Genomic DNA, 21,105 nt, shown 5'->3' on the forward strand with positions numbered 1-21,105 from the left:
CTACTTGACCGGCGTGGGCGCGAGGACCATCGCGCCGGAGCTGCGCATCCGCTCCTGGGCCATCTGGTCCAGCACGCTCTGCGCGCGCGGGTCGCCCATGAGCCAGGCGGCGGCCGCCAGGGTGCGGATCGAGGTGGCCGAAACGCCGAAGGCGCTTTCCAGGGCCTCGAACGGCGAGACCTGGGTGGTCATGCGCTTCAGCCGCACATCTCCCGAGAGATTCGCCAGGGCCTTGGCCTTATCGACCGCCTGGTAGAAGCCGCCAACCTCGTCGACGAGGCCGAGCTCGCGCGCCTGGACGCCGGTCCAGACCCGGCCCTTGGCGATCTCACGGACTCGCTCGACCGGCAGCTTGCGGCCTTCCGACACCCGGGCGACGAAATTCTCGTAGATGCGGTCCATCCAACCGGCGAAGGCGGCGCGCTGGGCCTGGGTCATCTCGCTGCCGGTCCCGAAGGCGCCGGCATAGTCGCTGCCGACATTCAGCTGGCGCACGTCGACGCCGAACCTCTCCAGCGCCGGACCCAAGGCGAACTTGCCGCCGAACACGCCGATGGAGCCGGTGAGCGTGGTGGGCTGGGCGACGATCGCCGAGGCCTCGCTGGAGATCCAGTAGCCGCCGGAAGCTGCATAGGTGCCCATCGAGACCACGACCGGCTTCTTGGCGGCCTTGGCGGCGCGCACGGCGGCAAGGATCTGTTCGGACGCGGTATCGGACCCGCCGGGCGAGGAGACGCGGAAGACGATCGCCTTCACGTCCTTGTCCTCGATGGCGTCGTAGAGCGCTTCGGCGATGTCGTCTGAATACATCGAGGAGGACGAGGAGAACGGATTGGCCGTGCCGTCGCGGCCGGTGACGATGGCGCCTTCACCCTCGACGATCGCAATGGCGGGGCCGGGTTTGGCGACGCGCTCGCGACTGGAGCGCATGTATTTCTCAAACTCGACCAACTCGGCGCCCTTGCCGGCCTTGGCGAGCACGGCCGTCTCGATCTCCTTCACCTGGCCAACCTTGTCGATCAGCTTCAGCTTCAGCGCGTCCTCGGCCTGGTAGGGGCCGCCTTCCAGGCTGGCGCGAAGGGTCTGCGGCTCCTGCTTGCGGTCGCCGGCGGCGTTGAGCAGGCTGGCGCCATAGACCGAGCCCATCCAGGACAGCTGGGATTCGCGGTGGGCGGGCGTGTAGTCGTTGTAGAGGTACGGATTGACCGCGTTCTTGAACTCGTAGCGCTGCTCGTAATCGACCTTCACGCCGTACTTGTCGAAGAAGCGTTTCAGGAACACGTCCTCGCTGGAAATACCGGTGACCTGCAGCGAGGCGCCCGGCTGCATCCAGAACTCGTCGGCGGCCGCGCCGACCATATAGGTGGAGGTCACGATCCCGGAGGGATAGAGCCCCTGGCTGTGGGCGTAGACCGCCTTGCCGGTCGCGCGGAACTTCTTGAGGGCGAGCCGGATCTCGTCCGCCGAGGCCGGTGCCATGCCGCCTTCGGGCAGGCGCACCAGCACCGCCTTCACCTTGCCGTCCTTGCCCGCGCGGTCGAGGGTCTCGATCACCGACATCACGGACATCGAGCGGCGGCCGATCGAGGCGAACGGGTTGACCGGGTCCTGGTCGGTCAGCGGATCGCGCAGGTCCAGTTCCAGCACGGCGTGGGCCGGCGTCGGGGCGGGCTTGGTCGCTCCGGCGGCCATGACGATCAGCAGGAACGGCACGCCGATGAGGAACAGCACCAGGCCTGCGAAGACGCCGGCCATGGTGGTGAGGAATTGCTTCATTGAAGATCCGCCGGAGGGGAGTGCGCGCCTAGGCTACATGGGCGCGAGTTGAGTTGGAATGAAGACCTTGGGGAGCCCATCGCAGTCGCCCGCGGCGCTGTCGAGGGGGCGCACTGTCCCGGCATGTAAAAAAAGATTCCGCGGCGAGTGCGGGATCATGGGCGGACTGCGTCTTGGCCACATAGGCCCGCAGTGCGTCGGCGCGCCGGGCGCCAAGAATTTCGATCCGAGGCATGTCTTGAGTTCACAGCGTACCCTCCCGCCGTCCGCGGCGATCCTGGCCTTCGGCGGCGCGATTCTGGCCGCGCTTCCCGCCGCCGCCGCCGACAAGCCGGTCGCCATCGTCGGCGCTGTCGTATTCGACGCGACGGGCGCTGCGCCTTATCGCGGGACCGTGGTTATCCGGGACGGGCGCATCGCCGCGGCCGGGCCGTCGGTGAAGGCGCCGCGCGGCGCGGTGGTCATCGACGCCAAGGGCAAGGCGCTGCTGCCGGGCTTCTTCGATGTCCATACCCACTGGACCCCGGGCGGGACCCCGCGCATCTCGCCGGAGATCGCGAACGCCTACATCGCCGCCGGCGTGACGACCGTGAACGACTTCCACCAGCAGCCGGAATCGTTCGAGCCGCGCCGCCGCTGGATCGCCTCGATGGCTTCGCCGCATGTGAACTTCGTGGCGCGGATGAGCACGCCGGGCGGCCACGGGGCCGACTGGGCCGACCGCGCCACCACCAAGTGGGTGAACTCGCCTCAGGGCGCGCGGATGGAGGTCAAGGCGCTCGTTCCGTACAAGCCCGACTTCATCAAGGCGTTCGCCGACGGCTGGCGCTACGGCGCCTCGGCCGACAACACCAGCATGGACGAAGGTACGCTCAGCGCCCTGGTCGACGAGGCGCACCGCAACAACCTCAAGGTCCTGACCCACACCGTCACGGTCGATCGCGGGGCGATCGCCGGCCGCGCCAAGGTCGACGTCATCGCCCATAGCCTGCAGGACCGCGAGATCGACCAGCCGACGATCGATGCGATCAAGGCCGGCGGGACCGCCTACGCCCCGACTCTGGCGGTCTACGATCCGGCCAAGGACGGGACGATGAGCGCCGAGGCGCGCCGCCGCAGCGAGGTGAAGTTCGGCTACGCGCTTCACAACGTGAAGGCGCTGCACGACGCGGGCGTGACCATTGCGCTCGGCACCGACGCCGGCATGCCCGGCACGCCGCACGGCCTCTCGACCCTGCGCGAGATGGAACTGCTGGTCCGCGCCGGCCTGACGCCGTCGCAGGCCCTGATCGCGGGCACCGCGAGCAGCGCCAAGGTGCTGGGCGAACTCGCCGACCGCGGCACGATCGAGGCGGGCAAGCGCGCCGACATCGTGCTCATCGCCGGCGAGCCGTGGAAGACCATCGGCGACGTGCGCAAGACCGACCGGGTCTTTGTGGACGGCGTACAGGTGCACGGCCCGGGTACGAAACTGCCGGCCGCCAACGCCGCCAAGTCGATGCCGGTGATCCAGGCCAAGGGCGCGATGATCGACGATTTCGAAGCTGACCGCTCGAACTACGACACCCTGCGCATGGACGACATGGACGGCGGCATCGACCGCACCGTGCAGGTCGCGCAGGTCATCAACCGCACCGCCGCCGACCACGCGCTCAGCATTGCGGCGCGCATGTCGGCCAAGGACAACGCCAACGCAGGCGTCGTCATCCCGCTCAGCCGCGGTTCGGTCGAGCCGGTCGACGTGCGCGCCTTCAAGGGCGTGCGCTTCGAGATCCGGGGCGACGGCGACGCCTACGACCTCGGCGTCAACACGCTGAACGGCCGCTGGGAAGCCCAGGTCGGCTCTGCGGCGGAATGGAAGACGGTCGAGGTCCCGTTCGCTGCGCTCACGCGGGGCGCCGGCGGGGGGGCCGGCGCCGGCCCGTGGACGGGCGACGACGTGCTGGAAGTGACCATCGATGGCGGCCGACCGGCCGGCGCGAAGATGTGGGTCGAGATCGACAACGTCAGCTTCTTCTGACTGCTTCGGCGGTCGGACCTAAGTGAACGATTTCGATCGCGCTCGCTCTGCGGGCGTGATCGGTCGTGCTTAAGTAATTGTATAGTTCATCGCGCGTCATCGGCGGCATTCCTTCGATGGGTGTCTTAATTGACACAGTTGATGTTATTCTAGTGTTCCTGAGCCATTATTCAGATGACGTTGCGTCGCGTATCGTGTGTTTGGCGCGCAATTCCAGGCCTGAGTAGTTTTGGCGCATCTGGATAATATGCACTCAATAGTTGTGGGGGTGTCCTCTATGAAATCTCGCATGTCCTGGCGCAACGCCATGCTCGCGACCTCGGCGCTCGGCGCCCTGTCCTTCGGCGGCGCGGCCGCCGCCCAAGACGGCACGGTCGAGGAAATCGTCGTCGTCGGCTCGCAGATCGAAGGCGCCAAGGTCACGGCCGCCCTGCCGGTCACCGTGGTCGATGCGGCCCAGCTGGACAGCGTCGCGGCCACCTCGGGCGACGACCTCTTCCGCTCGATCCCGCAGATGGGCGACGTCAGCTTCAACTCGAGCTACCTGCCCAACTCCAGCAACAGCGCTCGCGGCGACGTCGGTTCGGTGAACCTGCGCAACCTCGGCGTCGGCAACACCCTGGTGCTGCTCAACGGCCGCCGCGTCGTCGCCCACCCGACCAGCCGCGCCGACGACTTCCTGGTGCCGGTCTTGACCTACAACACCAACGCCATCCCGGTGAACGGCCTGAAGCGCCTGGAAGTCCTGCGCGACGGCGCGGCCGCGCTCTACGGCTCGGACGCCGTGGCCGGCGTGGTCAACACCGTGCTGCAGGACGACTTCGACGGTCTGACGGTCGAGGCGCAGTACGGCGGGGCCGAGGGCACCCACCTGCGCGAGGGCGAGATCAACGTCCAGGCGGGCCGCAACTTCCAGGAAGGCCGCGGCAACATCAGCCTGTTCGCCAACTATACGAGCCGAACGGCGCTGAACGCCTTCGATCAGGACTATACCGCCTCGGCGGACAAGCGTCCGCTGTTCATCGGCACCCGCTTCGAGGGCGCAGCGTCGCTCGATGGCCGCGTCTCGCAGAACCCGTGGGGCAACTTCACCGCCACGGGCGTCGGTACGGTGCGTCAGAACGGCGTGGCCATCACCTCCAGCGCCGGCGCGTTCCACGTCCAACCCGCGGGCTTCAGCGGCTGCCAGGTGGCGTTCGTTTCGGGGACCTGCCTCGACGACGGCTCGGCTGCGGTCAGCGGCGCCGATCGTGACCTCCGCTTCGACACCAACGCCTGGAACACGACGGTCATTCCCGAGCTGAAGCGGGTGAACCTGTTCCTGACCGGCAAGTACGACATCACCGAGAACCTGCGGTTCTTCGGCGAGGTCGGCTACTACACCGCCACCACCCATGCGACCCAGACCTCGACCGCGACCCTGTCGTCGCTGCCGATCACGGTGCCGACCTCGAACTACTGGAATCCCTTCGGCCAGGCCGTGTTCGCCAACGGCCAGGCTAATCCGAACCGCCTGCCGGGCCTGAACATCTCGGCCGCGGGCGCGCCGGTCACCATCACCTCGTACAACTTCGCCGACGTCGGGCCGACCAAGGTTGACGTCGAGAACAACCAGTGGCGCTTCCTCGCCGGCCTCAAGGGCGAGAAGTTCGGCTTCAAGTGGGAAGGCGCGCTGCTCTACTCGAAGGCCGAGGTCGAAGACCAGTCGGACGGCATCAGCGCGACCCTGCTCCAGAAGCAGCTCGCCCTGTCCACGCCCGACGCCTACAATCCGTTCAATGGCGGCTCGCTGAACAATCCGAGCGTGGGCGACGCCACGCCCAGTTCGCAGGCTGCGATCGACGCGATCAAGGTTCGCACCATCCGCCGCAACACCAGCTCGCTGGCCCTGGCGGACTTCAAGGTCTCGAAGGTCGATCTCTTCACCCTGCCGGGCGGCGACCTGGGCTTTGCGGCCGGCGTCGAATTCCGTCGTGAAACCCAGAAGGACGACCGGGACGCGCGCCTCGACGGAACGATCAAGTTCACCGACATCGTCACCGGCGTCACCTATGGCAACGACCTGATCGGTTCGAGCCCGTCGCCCGACACCAAGGGCTCGCGCACCGTGACCTCAGCCTATGCCGAGTTCGCGATCCCGATTGTCTCGCCGGACATGGAAATTCCGTTCGTCCGGAACCTGGAGGCCCAGCTCGCCGGCCGCTACGAGAGCTTCAGCGACGCCGGCGAGGTGGCCAAGCCGAAGTTCGCCTTCGCCTGGGACGTGATCGACGGCCTGCGCTTCCGCGGTTCGTGGGCCCAGGGCTTCAAGGCGCCGAACCTGGAGCAGGTGAACGCCACCCTGGTGACTCGCTCCAACACTCGCACCGACTGGATCCGTTGCGAGGCGGATCTGCGTGCCGGCCGGATCGCCAATTTCGCCGCGTGCTCGCGCTCGGGCAGCACGACAGCCCAGCGGGCCGGCAATCCGGACCTGAAGCCGGAGGAATCGGAAACCTGGGGCATGGGCGTGGTCTACGAGCCGCGCTTCGTGCCGGAGGAGTTCGGCCGCTTCACCTTCACCGTCGACTACTGGCGCGTGAAGCAGGAAGGCATCGTGGGTCTGTTCGGCGAGGGCAACGCCCTGACCGCGGACTATCTGGCCCGTCTGAACGGCTCGTCGAACCCTGACGTCGTTCGCGCCGCCGCGACCGCCGACGATATCGCCATGTTCGCCGGCACCGGCCTGACCCCGGTGGGCCAGGTGCTGTATGTCAAAGACCAGTACCGCAACCTGCAGCCGCAGGAAGCGCGCGGTCTCGACATCGGCGTCATGTGGAACCTGCGCGGAACCGAATGGGGCGACTTCAGCGTCAACTTCAACGCTGCGCACCTCATCAAGTTCTACCGCTCGCCGTCGCCGGAAATCGGCGCGCTGCTGGCGGCGCGTGAGGCGGGCAAGATCAACCCCGGCACCACCATCACCGGCGGCGGCGACCAGGTCCGCCAAGATGGCCGTCCGGAGTGGAAGTGGTCGGCTTCGGCGACCTGGTCCTATGACCAGTGGACCGTGGGCGCCTTCACCCAGTACATCGGCGACGTCGAAGACACCGGCCTGCGCGACAGCGCCGGTCAGGCCTGGATCGTCGACTCCCAGATCACCACCAACCTCTATGGGCAGTACGAGTTCACCGAGGGCTTGGCGGCCAACACCCGCCTGCGCCTGGGCGTGCGCAACCTGACCGACGAGAAGCCGCCGGTGGAATCGGAGAACGGCTACCTCGGGTCGCTGTATCAGCCCTACAGCCGCTACTGGTACGTCAGCGTCCGCAAGTCCTTCTAGGACGCGATCGACAATTCGGACGCAACGCCGGCCGGCCCCCAGGGGCCGGCCGGCTTTTCTTTGATGGGCTGGGCGTCGGCGATGATGTCGTCCAGCAGCCGGGCGAGTTGTTCGCCCGCCGCGGTCAGGCGCAGCGCGCCGGCCTTGCGACCGCCCCATGGCGCGGCCTCGATCAGGGCGGCCGTCTCGCCGTCGGCCCCTCGCAGCGCCTCGGCTGTCCGCCAGGCGAGATTGGGGCTGATGTCCAGCCGGCTGCGCAGGTCGACCAGGGGCAGGGGCTGTTCTTCGTCAGCGACGTAGAGCAGGGCCATGATCTGGCCGAGGGTGAAGCCGGGATTGACGTCGCGCAGACGCTCCAGGGCCTCCAGAACGGCGCTTCGCTTGCGCAAGACGAGGTCTCCGAGGGTTGCCTATGGCCCCGATCATCGCCCCGACGCGGCGCGGCGAAACGGCGAATTGCGATGAACAACGCGGTCAAGCGGCGCGATGAAGCGTGCGAACGCGCAAACGGTGCATGCGCCGGCGTCTACGCTTGCGTTCGTCCGAGCAATCAAATTTGGAGCGAGCCATGAAGCTGTGGGGGCAGATTTCGATCGAGCTGAACGTCGGCGACTACGTTGAAGCGGCTGACCATCAGAAGCGCCTCGAACACATCCTGCGGCAGGTCCAGCAGGCCTATCCCGACGCCACCCTGGCGATGCGCGAGCGCCGCCAGCGCCGCTCGACGCCCGTGGTCCGCGCCATGCCCCCCGGAGCGGGCACCGGCCGCCTGAACGCCTATCTCGAGTCCTGACGCCGCATGCGTCCGAGAGATTCGTTGCTGGAGGCCCTGGCGCTGTTCCGGGATCTCAATCCCACCATCACCGTCAACGAGATCATCACCTTCCTCTACACCTGTGAGAACGAAGGCCTCAGTGTGCAGGAACTGGCCTATGTGTCGCGCATGACCGAGCCGACCGCCTCGCGCAGCATCCGCTCCTTCGGCCCGGAGGGGTCCGAGTGGGCGCGGCCGCCGGCCTGCGGCCTGATCGAGGCGTTCCTCAATCCCCAAGACGGGCGCAGCCGCGTGCTGCACCTGACACCGGCGGGGCGGGCGGTGCGCGAAAAACTGGACGGGATTATTCGCGAAGCGATCTCTATCGTCAGGTAGTTCTCTATGTAATTGCACTTGTGTAATCAAAATAGTTGCAAGTAGCTAAATTGAAAGTTGTGTCATATCCGAGACATTTGTTGGGGTATTTGCGAACCTATACCTTCGTTGTGTTGACCGAAATTTCTTCGGTCGCGTAACACCCAGGTAACGGCGCCATGTTGGGGCCGGATTCTTGTGGGGTGCGGCGCCAGGCACAGGCGGCGCCGTCGGAGGAGCCAGACCTTGAACATCAAATCCACGCGGGAGCGCCTGTTGGCGTCTTCCATGATCTGCGGCGCGGCGTTCGTCGTGTTCGCCGCAGGCGCGGCCCAGGCCCAGGAGCAGGGCGAAGTCCAGGAAGTGGTCGTCACCGGCTCGCGCATCGTCCGCCAGGACTATGTGGCGGCCAGCCCGATCGCGACGGTCACCGGCGAGCAGGCGACCGCGAACGCCGACGTCACCCTGGACATGTATCTGAACACGCTGCCGCAGGTGAGCCCGGCGGCGTCGTCGACGTCCAACAACCCCGGCAACAACGGCCAGTCGACCGTCGACCTGCGCGGTCTCGGCTCGAACCGTAACCTGGTGCTGGTCGACGGCCGTCGCCCGATGGTGTCGAACAATACCCTGACGGTCGACCTCAACACCGTCCCGCAGGCGATGATCGAGAACATCGAAGTCATCACCGGCGGCGCCGGCGCGACCTACGGCGCGGACGCCGTGGCCGGCGTGGTGAACCTGAAGCTCAAGCGCAATTTCGAAGGCGTCGACTTCCGCGCCAGCTACACGGACGCGACCGAATATCACGACGCCAAGGAATATCAGTTCTCGCTGGTCGTCGGCGGCAACTTCTCCGACGGCAAGGGTAACGCCATCTTCGGCTTCGACCGCTCGTACCGCGAGCCGGTGACGAAGGGGCAGCGTCCGTTCTCGGCCCTGGCGACCTCCACCACCGGCACCCCGCCGGCCGGCGCGATCCGCTACAACGCCACCAACGCCATTCCGCTCGCCGCGGTCCAGGCTCTGTTCCAGAGCTACGGCATCACCGCGCCGGTCGGCAACGGCTCGGGCTCGCTGGGCTTCAACCTCGACGGCTCGCTGTTCTACGGCGGCGTGGGCAACAACCCGACGCTTCAGGTCCAGAACTTCAAGTATCCGGTCGACGTCAACGTCAACACCCGCTTCTACCCCGACTTCTATAGCTACAATTTCGACGCCCCGAACCTGCTGACCCTTCCGCTGGATCGGTACTCGTTCATGTCGAACCTGCGCTACGAGTTCGACAACGGCGTGGAAGTGTTCACGCAGGCCGGCTGGACCGAATACACCGCCAACCAGGCGCTGGCCCCGACGCCGATCCCGACCGTGGTCACCGCCGCCCCCGGCACGGCGACCAATCTGCAGGTCTCCTCGGCGCTCGTGACGCCCGGCGCCAACGTCGGCACCAACCTCATCGTGCCCGTCACCAACCCCTTCATCCCCAACGACCTGCGGACGCTGCTGGCCGCGCGGACCGGTGATGACCCGGCCCTGGTCGGCTCGGGCGCGACTGAACCCTTCCTGTTCGCCTTCCGTCCGCTGGGCTTCGGCGCCCGGATCTCGGAATTCAAGAACACCGTCGTCCAGTACATGGCTGGCGTGAAGTTCCCGATCGGCGAGAACTTCAAGGGCGAGGCCTACATCTCGCAGGGTCGCACCGAGATCCTGCGGACCCAGTATGGCAACATCAACACCCAGCTGCTGTCGGACATCCTGGCTCACCCGACCCAGAGCCCGAACAACAACACCGCCTGCGCCAACCAGAACTTCTTCGGCGACCGGCCGCTGCTGGCGTCCTGCCGCACCGCGCTGGAATCGCCGGTCACCCGCCGCGAGCTCTATACCCAGACCATCGCCCAGGCCTTCGTCAGCGGCAACCTGTTCGAGGTTCCGGCCGGCCCGGTGCCGATCGTCGTCGGCGCCGAGCATCGCGAGTTCGACTACAGCCTGCGCTTCCTGTCGACGCCGGGGCCGTTCTCCGGCTTCACCGTCGGCGATCCCGAAGCCGGCACCAGCTCGTTCAACGATATCTTCGCCGAAACGCTGATCCCGATCGTCAAGGACCAGCCGTTCTTCAACTCGTTCGAGATCGGCCTGGGCGCCCGCTATTCGTGGGCCCGCTTCGGCAACGAGCTGACCGGCCAGCACACCGAAACCCGCGGTTCGGCGACCTACAAGGCCGAACTGAACTGGGAAGTGATGGACTGGGCCCGCGTGCGGGCGTCGTTCCAGCGCGCGGTGCGTGAGCCGAACTTCCAGGAACTGTTCGTCGGCACCGCCTCGGCGCCGCAGATCTTCGACCCCTGCTCGGCGTTCACCGCGGCCTGGAAGGCTTCGGGCGCCGGCGCCGGCACCCTGCGCGGCCTCTGCGCGGCCCAGGGCGTGCCGGCCACCGGCGCGACCACCTCGCCCGGTTCGCAGGCCAACATCTTCCTGAACGGCAACATCAACCTGAACCCGGAAAAGGCGAACACCATCACCCTCGGCGTGGTGCTGTCGTCCCCCTGGGATAACCAGTGGCTGCAGCGCCTGCGCGGCTCGGTCGACTACTACAACCTGGAAATCAAGGACCCGATCATCACGTTCGACACGAACACGGCGATCGCGGCCTGCTTCAACTACTTCGGCACCAATCCGACCTACTCGAACACCTACCTCTACTGCGCCGGGATGCAGCGGACGGGCGGCAACCTGACCAACGCCCGTATCAACAACCCGAACGCGGCGCCGGGCACCAACAACGCCTGGCTCTTCGAGAACGGCGGGATCATCAAGACCTCCGGCATCGACTTCCAGCTCGAGTACGGCTTCGACTGGGATTGGCTGGGCGCTCCGGAATGGATGGGCGCGTTCCAGGCCAACATCCTGGTCACCCACGTCCTGAACTACGAGCAGTCGGACCGCCAGGGCCTGCCGCCGGTCGACTACACCGGCACCATTTCGTACTTCGGCGCGGGCCTCGGCACGAGCTTCCCGGAATGGAAGGCCACCCTGAACACCCGGTTCAACCTCGGCCGCATCGGGTTCATGGGCTATCAGACCGAAGCGGTCAGCCTGGGCGCCCGGGTCCGCTACGTCGGCGACATGGACAACCGCCAGTTCCGCCAATATCCGGGCGAAACCTTCCTCGGCACGGCCGGCGTGCCGTCCAACGTCCCGGCGACCTACTATGTCGACCTGGATGCGACCTGGGGCATCACCGACAACGTCGAGCTGAAGATCGGCGTCAACAACGTGACCGACCAGGATCCGCGTCTGTACGCGCCGAACACCCAGTCCGGCACCGATCCGTCGACCTACGACGTCATCGGCCGGCGCGCGTTCGGCCAGATCAAGCTGCGGTTCTAACCGCCGGTCGATCTGATCTGGAGGGCGGCGGAGCGATCCGCCGCCCCTTCACATTTCAATGATGTAACTTGCACGTTCGCTGCATCCGTTCAGGCTCTGACGCGTCGACGTCGCGATTGGTCGCGAAGTCGGTGACATGCGTGGAGAGCCGGGAAAACCTGCCCCACGTTGTTTCGCTAGGGGGCGAAGTATGGAGTCGCAGCTTGATCGTCTGGACATGCAGATTCTGTCTGCACTCCAGATCAGTAACCAGACGAGCGCGCAGGAGCTCGCCGATCGGGTGCCGCTTTCGCCCTCGGCCATACAGCGCCGCATACGGCAGTACCGGACGACCGGCGTTATCACCGCCGATGTTTCAGTCCTGAATCCGAAGCTGACCGGCGGACATATCTCCGTGGTGCTGCTCATCCAGCTGGCCCAGCAGGGCCCTGCGCGGGTCGCCGAGGTGCGGAGCCGCCTGTCACGCTCGCCCTATGTGCAGGTCGTGATGGAGATCGCCGGCGGCTACGACCTGATGTGCATCACGATGTTCGACAACATCGAGAGCTTCAACACCTTCGCCGACATCGAGATCGCGGCCGATCCCTGCGTCGCCCGATTTGAGACCATGCTGGTGCGCCGGCGGGTGAAGTTCGGCGCGACCCTGCCGCTCTGGAACGCGATCTAGGGCTCGACCGCCGTCTGGATCACGCCGGCCAGCCGCTTGCGCAGGCTTGCGCGCCCCGCCTCGTCGAGGTCGTGGTCGGGCGTGATCGCCCGTGAGATCGCCACCCCCATGATCAGGTCGCCGGCCAGGCGGGCGCGCACCTCGGCCTCCGGCCCGCCGAGATAGGCGGCGAAGGGCGCCAGGAACCAGCTTCGCATCGAGCGGCGCAGCGGCCCGGCCGCGGCGGGGGAGGAGGCCGAGCGGAGCATGATCAGCAGTTGGTCGAGGCCGTCCTGGGTGTCGGGGTCGTCCATCAGGCGGTCTGCGACACGTTCGCCGAACGTCGCCAGTTCGCCCTGGAACAGCTCGGAAGCGTCCGGCCCGCAGTTCAGGACCTCGACGAACAGCTCCTCCTTGGAGCCGAAACACCGGGACACCAGGGCGGCGTCGACGCGGGCGTCGGACGCGATTTCGCGCAGGCTCGCGCCATCGTAACCCTCTCTGGAGAAACGACTAATCGCCGCGTCGAGGATCGCTTGCCTTGTCGCCGCAGCGTTGCGTGTCCGCGCCGGCGCCGGGGTGCCTGACATTATTCGGTTTCGCTCCCTTGTTGTCATCGAGTGTTGACATATGTAGGAGAGGTCGAGTTTAAAGTCATCAACTGTTGACTTGGGCGCTCCCCCGCCCCTGGGATATCTCATGCGAAAGTTTCTTGCGCCGTTCATCGCAACGGCCGCTGCTGCATTGGTTCTGGCCGGATGCGGCAAACCTCAGGCGCCTCAGCAGATGCCCGCGCCTCAGGTGTCGGTGTCGACGCCCCTGCAGCAGAAGGTCGTCGACTGGGACGACTTCACCGGCCGCTTCGAAGCGCCGGAACGGGTGGAAGTGCGCGCGCGCGCCAGCGGCTTCCTGCAGGCGGCCCACTTCCGCGAGGGCCAGTACGTGAGGAAGGGCCAGCTGCTCTTCACCCTGGACCCGCGCCCGGCCGAGGCCCAGCTCGCCGCCGCCCGCGCCCAGGCCAAGCAGGCCGCCGCCGACCTGGCGCGCGCCGAGAGCCTGCTGAAGATCCAGGCGATCAGCCGCGAGGAATACGACGGCAAGCGCGCCGCCAACGACATCGCCCAGGCGAGCGTCCGCGCCCGCGCCCTCGACCTCGAATTCACCCGCGTGACCGCGCCGACCTCCGGCGTCGTGTCGGACCGCCGCGTCGACCCTGGCAACGTCATCAGCGGGGGCGGCGCCGGCGCCGAAGTGCTGACCACCATCGTCTCGACCAGCCCGATCCACTTCGTCTTCGACGCCTCCGAGGCCCAGTTGCTGAAGAACCAGCGCGAGAGCGGCAAGGGCGGGCGCGTGCAGATCCGGCTGCAGGACGAGGCCGACTATCGCTGGACCGGCCAGATCGACTTCACCGACAACAGCATCGACGCCTCGTCGGGCGCCGTGCGCATGCGCGCGGTGGTCGCCAATCCCAACGGCTTCCTGAAGCCGGGCATGTTCGGCAAGGCCAAGGTCGAAGGCGGCCAGGCCTACGACGCCCTGCTGGTGCCCGAAGACGCCATCTTCGCCGACGGCGCGCGCAAGGCGGTCAATGTCGTCAACGCCGACGGCTCCGTGACCCTGAAACCTGTCGAACTCGGCCCGGTGACCCAGGGCCTGCGGGTCATCCGCTCGGGCGTGCGTCCGGACGACAAGGTGATCGTCAACGGCGGCGTCCGTCTGATGGCGCCGGGGATGAAGGTCCAGGCCAAGCCCGTGAAGATCGAACCCAAGGCGGCCGCCAAGGCGACCTCCACCGTGACCATTCCCGTGGCCTCCAGCGCCACGCCCGCCGGCGCCCGCTAAGGGGCCGAGCCAGGGACGGGACCCATGCGCCTTTCGCACTTTTTCATCGACCGCCCGATCTTCGCCGGCGTGGTCTCGGTGTTCATCGCCCTGATCGGGCTGTTCGCCTATCCGCTGCTGCCGCTGTCGCAGTATCCGGACATCGCGCCGCCGACCATCGCGGTCACCGCTTCCTATCCGGGCGCCTCGGCCGAAACCCTGGCCGAGACGGTCGCCGCCCCGATCGAGCAGGAGATCAACGGCGTCGAGGGCATGCTCTACATGACCTCCTCGTCGACCGCCGACGGCGTCGCGCAGATCTCGGTGACCTTTCAGCCGGGCACCGACCTCGACGCCGCCCAGGTGCTGGTCCAGAACCGCGTGTCGCTGGCCGAGCCGCGCCTGCCAGAGCAGGTGCGCCAGGTCGGGGTGACCGTGAACAAGCAGCTCTCGGGCTTCCTGCTGCTGGTGGGCCTGAGCTCCAAGGACCCCAATGTCGACCTCGACCACGTCGGCAACTACGCCAACTCGACGCTCCGCGACCGCCTGCTGCGGATCAAGGGCGTGGGCGGCGTGCAGGTGTTCGGCGGCGGCTTCTATTCGATGCGGGTCTGGATCGACCCCGGCAAGGCCGCGGCCCGCAACCTGACGGCCGCCGAGATCGTCGCCGCCCTGCGCGCCCAGAACGTCCAGGCCGCCGGCGGCGCGCTGGGCCAGGCGCCGGCCGACAACGGCACGGCCTTCCAGCTGCCCGTCCAGGTCCAGGGCCGCCTGTCCGATCCGGAAGCCTTCGGCGACATCGTCATCCGCACCGACTCCGACGGCCGCGTGACCCGCGTGCGCGACGTGGCGCGCGTGGAGCTGGGGTCGCAGGACTACGGCATGCGCGGCTATTTCAGCGGCGAGCGCGGCATCGGCCTGGCCATCATCCAGCAGCCGGGCTCCAACGCCCTGGCCACCGCCGCCGAGGTGCTGAAGACGGTCGAGGAACTGAAGCCGTCCATGCCCCAGGGCGTGCAGTACACCATTCCCTATAACCCCACCGAATTCGTCCAGGCCTCGGTGGAATCTGTGAAGAGCACCCTGCTCGAAGCCGTCATCCTGGTGGTCATCGTGGTCATGGTCTTCCTCCAGACCTGGCGCGCGGCGATCATTCCCATTCTCGCGATCCCGATCGCCCTCGTCGGCTCCTTCGCGGTGCTGCTCGGGCTCGGCTATTCGCTCAACTCGCTGTCTCTGTTCGCGCTCGTGCTGGCGGTCGGCATCGTCGTCGACGACGCCATCGTCGTGGTCGAGGCGGTGGAGCGAAACCTGCGGCTGGGCATGACGCCAAGAGAGGCCGCCTATCGAACCATGGACGAGGTGTCCGGCGCGCTGATCGCCATCGGCCTGGTGCTGCTGGCCGTGTTCGTGCCGACGGCGTTCATGCCGGGCATCCCGGGCATGTTCTTCCGCCAGTTCGCGGTGACCATCTCGGCCGCCTCGGTGATCTCGCTGATCGTCTCCCTGACCCTGTCGCCGGCTCTGGCCTCGATCCTGCTGAAGCCGCACCAGGAGCATTCCCTCGACAGCGGGCCGCGCTGGCTGCGTCCTCTCAAGTGGGCCGGCCACAAGTTCAACAGCGGCTTCGACTGGATCAGCGACAAGTACGGCGCCCTGACCAGCCGCCTGGTGCGCGCCACCATGATCGTGCTGGTGATCTACGCCGGCCTGATCGCGCTGACGGGCTGGCGCATGACCGCCACGCCCAGCGGCTTCATCCCGCAGCAGGATCAGGGCTTCCTGATCGGCGTCGTCCAGCTTCCGCCGGGCGCCTCGCTCGAACGCACCGACGCTGTGGTCCGCAAGGCCAGCGCCATCGTGCTCGACACGCCCGGCGTCGAGAGCGTCGCGGCCTTCGCCGGCCTCGACGGGGCCAGCTTCTCGGCCATGTCGAACGGCGGCGTGTTCTTCGTGAAGCTCGACGACTGGTCCAAGCGCGGCAAGGAACTGACCGCCGACGCCATGGCGGGCCAGGTCATGGGCCGCCTGTCGGGCATCGAGGAGGCCAACATCTTCTTCCTGGCGCCGCCGCCCGTCGAGGGCATGGGCAACGCCGGCGGTTTCAAGATGATGGTCCAGGACCGCTCGGGCGCCGGCTACAAGGCGCTGGAACAGGCCGCCAACGGCCTGGTCGGCGCTGCGGCCCAGACGCCGGAGACGACCGTCGGGGTGTTCTCGCAGTTCAATACGGGCTCGCCACGGGTGAGCGCCGAGATCGACCGCGACAAGGCCCTGATCATGGGCGTGCAGCCCAGCGACGTTTACGACACGCTGGGAGCCTATCTCGGTTCGACCTATGTCAACGACTTCAACCTGCTGGGCCGCACCTTCCGGGTGACCGCCCAGGCCGAGGCCGATGCGCGCGACGATCCGTCCGACATCGCCGGCATCAAGGTGCGCTCGGCGTCCGGCGGCATGGTCCCGCTCGGCTCGCTGGCCACGGTGAAGGACGACACCGGCCCGATCCGCGTGGTGCGTTACAACCTCTTCCCTGCGGCGGAAGTGCAGGGCGGGGCGCCTCCCGGCGTCTCCTCCGGCGAAGCGCTGAAGGCGATGGAGGCGCATGCCGCCAAGGTCCTGCCGTCCGGCTTCAGCTACGAGTGGACGGAACTGGCCTACCAGGAGAAGGCCGCCGGCAATTCGGGGACGATCATCTTCGTCCTGGCCGTCGTGTTCGTCTTCCTGGTGCTGGCGGCCCAGTACGAGGCGTTCACCCTGCCGCTGGCGGTCATCCTGATCGTGCCGATGTGTATCCTCGCGGCCATCCTCGGTGTGAATCTGCGGGGCCAGGACAACAACATCCTGACCCAGATCGGCCTGATCGTGCTGGTCGCCCTGGCGGCGAAGAACGCGATCCTGATCGTCGAGTTCGCCAAGCAGGCGGAGGAAGACCAGGGCGTCGACCGGTTCGAGGCGGCGGTCCAGGCGGCCCGCACGCGCCTGCGGCCGATCCTGATGACCTCGTTCGCCTTCATCCTGGGCGTGCTCCCCTTGGCCATCGCCACCGGTCCCGGCGCGGAAATGCGCCAGGCGCTGGGCACGGCGGTGTTCTTCGGGATGCTCGGGGTGACGTTCTTCGGTCTGATCTTCACGCCGGTCTTCTACGTGATCTGCCGCAAGCTCTCGGCGCGCCTGCCACGGGCGAAGGGCAAGGACGAGAAGACCTATCCGACCACCGGCGGCGGGACCCCGCACAGTCCGATCGAGTACGAAGGAGGCGCGAAGTGATCCGCCTTAAGTCCACCGCCGCCCTGCTGCTGGCCGCCACGGCGCTCAGCGCCTGCGCGGCCGGCCCGAGCTACAAGCTCCCGACCCCGGTCGCGAGCGGGCAGGGGGCCTTCATCTCGGCGCAAGCGGGGCTCGCCACCCCGGACGCCCCTCCGGGCGACTGGTGGCGGCTGTTCAACGACCCGGCCCTGGACGGTCTGGTCCAGGAGGCGCTGGTCGCCAACAAGGACATCGCCGTCGCCGCCGCCAACCTCAGCCGCGTGCGCGCGGTGCTGAGCGAGACGCGCGGCGGGCTGCTGCCCTCGACCACGGTCTCGGCCTCGGGCCAGCGCGTGCGCGACCAGGACCTGACCAGCGGCCGCTTCGGCGAGGCCGACCAGTATCGGGCCGGCTTCGACATGTCCTACGAGGTCGACCTGTTCGGCCGCGTCCGCCGCAGCCTGGAGGCGAACCGCGCCGACGTGGCCGCCGCCCAGGCCGCGCTCGACGTCGTGCGGATCTCGGTCGCGGCCGAGACTGCGCGCGCCTATGCCGACATCTGCGCCGCCAACGCTCAGATCGCCGTGGCTCAGCGCACGATCGACTTGCAGCAGAACACCTACGACCTGACGGTCCGCCAGCTCGACGCCGGCCGCGGCACGGCGGCCGACACCGCCAGCGCCGCCACCCAGCTCGAAACCTCCAAGGCGGCGCTGCCGTCGCTGGAGGCGCAGCGCGCGGCGGGCCTGTTCCGTCTGGCCCTGCTGACCGGCAAAACCCCGGCGGAGGCGCCGCAGGCGGTGCTGAGCTGCAAGACCGTGCCGCAGGTGGCCCAGGCCCTGCCGGTCGGCGACGGCGCGGGCCTGCTGGCCCGGCGTCCGGACGTGCGCCAGGCCGAGCGCGAGCTGGCCGCCGCTACGGCGCGGATCGGGGTGGCCACCGCCTCGCTCTATCCGTCGGTGACCATCGGCGGCTCGCTCTCGACCAGCGCGGCGCGGACCGGCGATCTCGGCGACGACTACCGCTTCAATGTCGGGCCGTTGATCAGCTGGAACTTCCCGAACATCGTCGCCGCCCGCGCCCGCATCAAGCAGGCCGGGGCGAGCGCCGAGGGCGCGCTGGCCAGCTTCGAGAAGGCCAATTTGACGGCGCTGCAGGAAACCGAGACGGCGCTCAACGCCTATGCCCGGGAACTCGATCGTCGCGCCGCCCTCAAGCGGGCCCGTGACGAGGGTGAGAAGGCCGCCAGACTCTCGCGCCTGCGGCACGAGGCGGGCGCCGACAGCCTGCTGAACGTGCTGGTCGCCGAACGCAATCTCGCGCAGCTCGAGGCCCAGCTCGCCCAGTCCGACGCCCAGGTCACCAGCAATCAGATCGCCCTCTTCAAGGCGCTGGGCGGCGGCTGGGAGGGCAAGTCCTCCTGACCGCCGGCTGCGGCCTTCTGGTAGCTGCGGCAGAAAATCTCCGTTGAGACATTAATTCCTATCAAAAAGATGGGAATGAAGCGGCGGCTGCGTTGGGGCGGCCGCCGGTCCATCGGAGACTGCCATGACCGGCCCGGCCCATACGGCGAAACTTCTGCTCGCGACCCTCGGCGTCCTGACGATCGCCGCACCCGCCTCGGCGCTTGACGCGGCCAATGCTCATCGTCACGCCCTGACGCTCGACAGCCACGTCGACGTCCTGCTGCCCACCACCAACGCCCGCTACTTCGCGCCCGACGGCAAGTCGTTCTCGGAGGTCTCCAAGCTGAAGGCCGGCGGGGTCGATGCGCTGGTCTATGCCGTGGCGGTCTCGACCGGGCCGCGCTCGGACGAGGGCTACCAGGCGGCCCGCGCCGAGGCCGACGAGAAGCTGGCCGCGATCCGCAAGATCGCCGCCGACAACCCTAGGGACGTGGCCATCGCCTATTCGGCCGATGACGTGCGCAAGATCGTGGGGCAGGGGAAGATCGCCATCCTGATCGGCTTCCAGAACGCCTATTCGCTGAAGCCGGATGTGGCCGAGTTCGACCGCCTGCAGAAGGCCGGCGTGCGTGTCGCGGGCCTGACCCATGCCGGCAACAACGCCTTCGCCGACTCCTCGCGCCCGCAGCAGGGGGCCGGCGAAGAGCACGGCGGCCTCTCCGACCTCGGCAAGGCCTCGGTCGGGCGGCTGAACGATCTCGGCGTGCTGATCGACGTCTCGCAGCTGACGCCCAAGGGCGTGGCGCAGACCCTGGCCCTGACCCGCGCGCCGGTGGTGGCGACCCATTCCGACGCCCGCGCCCTGGTCGACGTGACCCGTAACCTCTCGGACGCCGAGCTGGACGCCATCAAGACGAACGGCGGGGTGGTGCAGGTCGTGCCGTTCAACAGCTATCTGAAGGCCCAGCCGGCCGACTACGCCCAGCGGCTGAAGGCGCTGCGCGGGCAGTACGGCCTCGACCCCGATAAGGCGGGCTATGCTGGGGCCGACGACCTGCCGGCGGAAAAGAAGGAGGCGTTCTTCGTCGCCTATCGGGCGCTCTCGCCCCAGGCCACGGTCAAGGACTATGTCGACCATCTCGACTACATCGCCAAGCGGATCGGGACCGACCACGTCGGTATCGGCTCCGACTTCAACCACGGCTCGGGCGTGCCCGGCTTCGCCGACGAGAGCGAGGCGCCGAACGTGACCAGGGAACTGGTGGCGCGCGGCTACACCCAGGCGCAGATCGACCAGATCTGGGGCGGCAACTTCCTGCGCGTGCTGAAGGCGGCCGAGGTCGCGGCCAAGCCCTAGAAAAAGACGTGGGGCGGCCGGGGCCGCCCCACGGAGGGGAGGTCTCCCTCAGGCGTGGGCCGTCTTGCCCCCGTCGATCACCAGTTGGGCGCCGTTGAGATAGGGGAACTCGTCCGAGGCCAGACTGAGCGCGAAGGCGGCGATCTCCTCGGGCTCGGCCATGCGCCGGGCGACCGCCACGTTGGACTTGGCCCAGACCTTGGCCATGGCGTTCCAAGCCGCGTCTGGAGCGTCGATCATCCCGGCCGAGCGCCGCACCAGCTCGGTGTTGGTGGTGCCGGGGATCAGCGTGTTGATGCGGATGTTTTGCTCGGCATAGTCCTGCGCCGCCGACTGCACCAGCCCGACGAGGCCGCGCTTGGAGGCCGTATAGGCGCTGCGCTTGGCCGAGGTGGCGATGGCGTTCGACGAGGCGGTGACCAGCACCACGCCGCCGCCGCGCTTGATCAGGTGCGGGATCTCGTACTTCAGGCTGAGGAACGTCCCGCGCAGGTTGGTGTGCACGACGTCGTCCCATTCGGTCAGGCTGTACTCGTGCAGCGGCTTTTCGAGGGTGACGCCCGCATTGTTGAAGCAGACGTCCAGCCCGCCCAGCCGCGCGGCCGCCTCGTCGACGAAGCGGCGCACATCGGTCTCTTCGCGCACGTCGGCCGGGATGTAGTGCGCCTCGCCGCCGGCCGCGCGGATCGCGCGCTCGACGGCCTGGCCGCGGTCCTGCCGCCGTCCGCAGAAGGCGACCTTGCCGCCCTCGGCGGCGAACATCGCCGCGGCCGCAGCTCCGATGCCGGATGTCGCGCCGGTGATCAGCACCGCCTTGCCGGCGAACCGTCGCCGCCCCTCGACTCGTGTGCGGGCCGCATCGGGCGCTGCGGCGAGGGCGACGCCTCCGGCGGCTCCCGCGGCTGCGCCGAGCCCTGCGCCCAGTAGTCCGGCGGTCAGGACCCGCCGCCGTCCGGGACGTCCTGTCGTGTCCGTCATGGCGTTCT

Annotated in this window: 14 protein-coding genes; 10 read left to right on the top strand and 4 right to left on the bottom strand. The window is 67.9% G+C overall.

All coding sequences use genetic code 11. The features are described from left to right. Positions 1 to 1,776: a signal peptide peptidase SppA gene (sppA, locus tag ACE3T2_RS09730; protein WP_374656931.1), complete on the bottom strand. Its 1,776-nt coding sequence runs from the start codon at positions 1,774 to 1,776 to the stop codon at positions 1 to 3. Positions 1,777 to 2,014: 238 nt separating this feature from the next. Here sppA and ACE3T2_RS09735 point away from each other — a divergent pair, with 238 nt between their 5' ends. Both ACE3T2_RS09735 and ACE3T2_RS09740 read left to right on the top strand, forming a co-directional pair. After that, positions 2,015 to 3,796: a CIA30 family protein gene (locus tag ACE3T2_RS09735; RefSeq protein ID WP_374656932.1), complete on the top strand. Its 1,782-nt coding sequence runs from the start codon at positions 2,015 to 2,017 to the stop codon at positions 3,794 to 3,796. Positions 3,797 to 4,085: 289 nt separating this feature from the next. Then, positions 4,086 to 7,118, top strand: coding sequence for a TonB-dependent receptor plug domain-containing protein (locus tag ACE3T2_RS09740; RefSeq protein ID WP_374656933.1), 3,033 nt, complete (start codon positions 4,086 to 4,088; stop codon positions 7,116 to 7,118). On the opposite strand, the gene ACE3T2_RS09745 is transcribed toward ACE3T2_RS09740, so the two are convergent. Continuing rightward, the gene (locus tag ACE3T2_RS09745; RefSeq protein ID WP_374656934.1) at positions 7,115 to 7,507 is read right to left on the bottom strand and encodes a hypothetical protein; all 393 of its coding nucleotides are present in this window, start codon (positions 7,505 to 7,507) and stop codon (positions 7,115 to 7,117) included. The two genes, ACE3T2_RS09740 and ACE3T2_RS09745, sit on opposite strands and share 4 nt — an antisense overlap. A 179-nt stretch (positions 7,508 to 7,686) precedes the next feature. Between ACE3T2_RS09745 and ACE3T2_RS09750 the strand changes: the two genes are divergently transcribed. The 4 genes from ACE3T2_RS09750 (at position 7,687) to ACE3T2_RS09765 (ending at position 12,304) form a co-directional block, all read left to right on the top strand. Continuing rightward, on the top strand, positions 7,687 to 7,911 hold the full coding sequence (locus ACE3T2_RS09750) for a hypothetical protein (protein WP_374656935.1): 225 nt from the start codon (positions 7,687 to 7,689) through the stop codon (positions 7,909 to 7,911). Between the two features lie 24 nt (positions 7,912 to 7,935). Continuing rightward, on the top strand, positions 7,936 to 8,268 hold the full coding sequence (locus ACE3T2_RS09755; RefSeq protein WP_374656936.1) for a MarR family winged helix-turn-helix transcriptional regulator: 333 nt from the start codon (positions 7,936 to 7,938) through the stop codon (positions 8,266 to 8,268). A 225-nt stretch (positions 8,269 to 8,493) separates the two neighbouring features. After that, positions 8,494 to 11,637 carry a TonB-dependent receptor domain-containing protein gene (locus ACE3T2_RS09760; RefSeq protein ID WP_374656937.1) on the top strand — a complete coding sequence of 1,048 codons (3,144 nt, stop codon included), beginning with the start codon at positions 8,494 to 8,496 and terminating at the stop codon, positions 11,635 to 11,637. A 190-nt stretch (positions 11,638 to 11,827) separates the two neighbouring features. After that, positions 11,828 to 12,304, top strand: coding sequence for an Lrp/AsnC family transcriptional regulator (locus ACE3T2_RS09765; protein ID WP_374656938.1), 477 nt, complete (start codon positions 11,828 to 11,830; stop codon positions 12,302 to 12,304). Here the strand turns inward: ACE3T2_RS09765 and ACE3T2_RS09770 are convergent. Further along, entirely contained in the window at positions 12,301 to 12,873 is a 573-nt protein-coding gene (locus ACE3T2_RS09770; protein ID WP_374656939.1) for a TetR/AcrR family transcriptional regulator, read from the bottom strand. The two genes, ACE3T2_RS09765 and ACE3T2_RS09770, sit on opposite strands and share 4 nt — an antisense overlap. 109 nt (positions 12,874 to 12,982) lie before the next feature. Between ACE3T2_RS09770 and ACE3T2_RS09775 the strand changes: the two genes are divergently transcribed. The 4 genes from ACE3T2_RS09775 (at position 12,983) to ACE3T2_RS09790 (ending at position 20,119) form a co-directional block, all read left to right on the top strand. Next, positions 12,983 to 14,128: an efflux RND transporter periplasmic adaptor subunit gene (locus ACE3T2_RS09775; RefSeq protein WP_374656940.1), complete on the top strand. Its 1,146-nt coding sequence runs from the start codon at positions 12,983 to 12,985 to the stop codon at positions 14,126 to 14,128. 24 nt (positions 14,129 to 14,152) lie between these two features. Then, positions 14,153 to 17,377, top strand: coding sequence for an efflux RND transporter permease subunit (locus ACE3T2_RS09780; protein ID WP_374656941.1), 3,225 nt, complete (start codon positions 14,153 to 14,155; stop codon positions 17,375 to 17,377). Beyond that, the gene (locus tag ACE3T2_RS09785) at positions 17,374 to 18,780 is read left to right on the top strand and encodes an efflux transporter outer membrane subunit (protein ID WP_374656942.1); all 1,407 of its coding nucleotides are present in this window, start codon (positions 17,374 to 17,376) and stop codon (positions 18,778 to 18,780) included. Before ACE3T2_RS09780 ends, ACE3T2_RS09785 begins: the two co-directional genes overlap by 4 nt. 124 nt (positions 18,781 to 18,904) lie before the next feature. Further along, complete coding sequence (locus tag ACE3T2_RS09790) at positions 18,905 to 20,119, top strand: dipeptidase (protein ID WP_374656943.1); 1,215 nt, start codon at positions 18,905 to 18,907, stop codon at positions 20,117 to 20,119. Between the two features lie 48 nt (positions 20,120 to 20,167). Here ACE3T2_RS09790 and ACE3T2_RS09795 read toward each other — a convergent pair whose 3' ends face one another. Beyond that, positions 20,168 to 21,097, bottom strand: a complete 930-nt coding sequence (locus tag ACE3T2_RS09795; protein ID WP_374656944.1) for an SDR family NAD(P)-dependent oxidoreductase — start codon at positions 21,095 to 21,097, stop codon at positions 20,168 to 20,170. Positions 21,098 to 21,105: the final 8 nt, after the last annotated feature.

Source organism: Phenylobacterium sp. (assembly GCF_041919955.1).
Classification (GTDB): Bacteria; Pseudomonadota; Alphaproteobacteria; order Caulobacterales; family Caulobacteraceae; genus Phenylobacterium.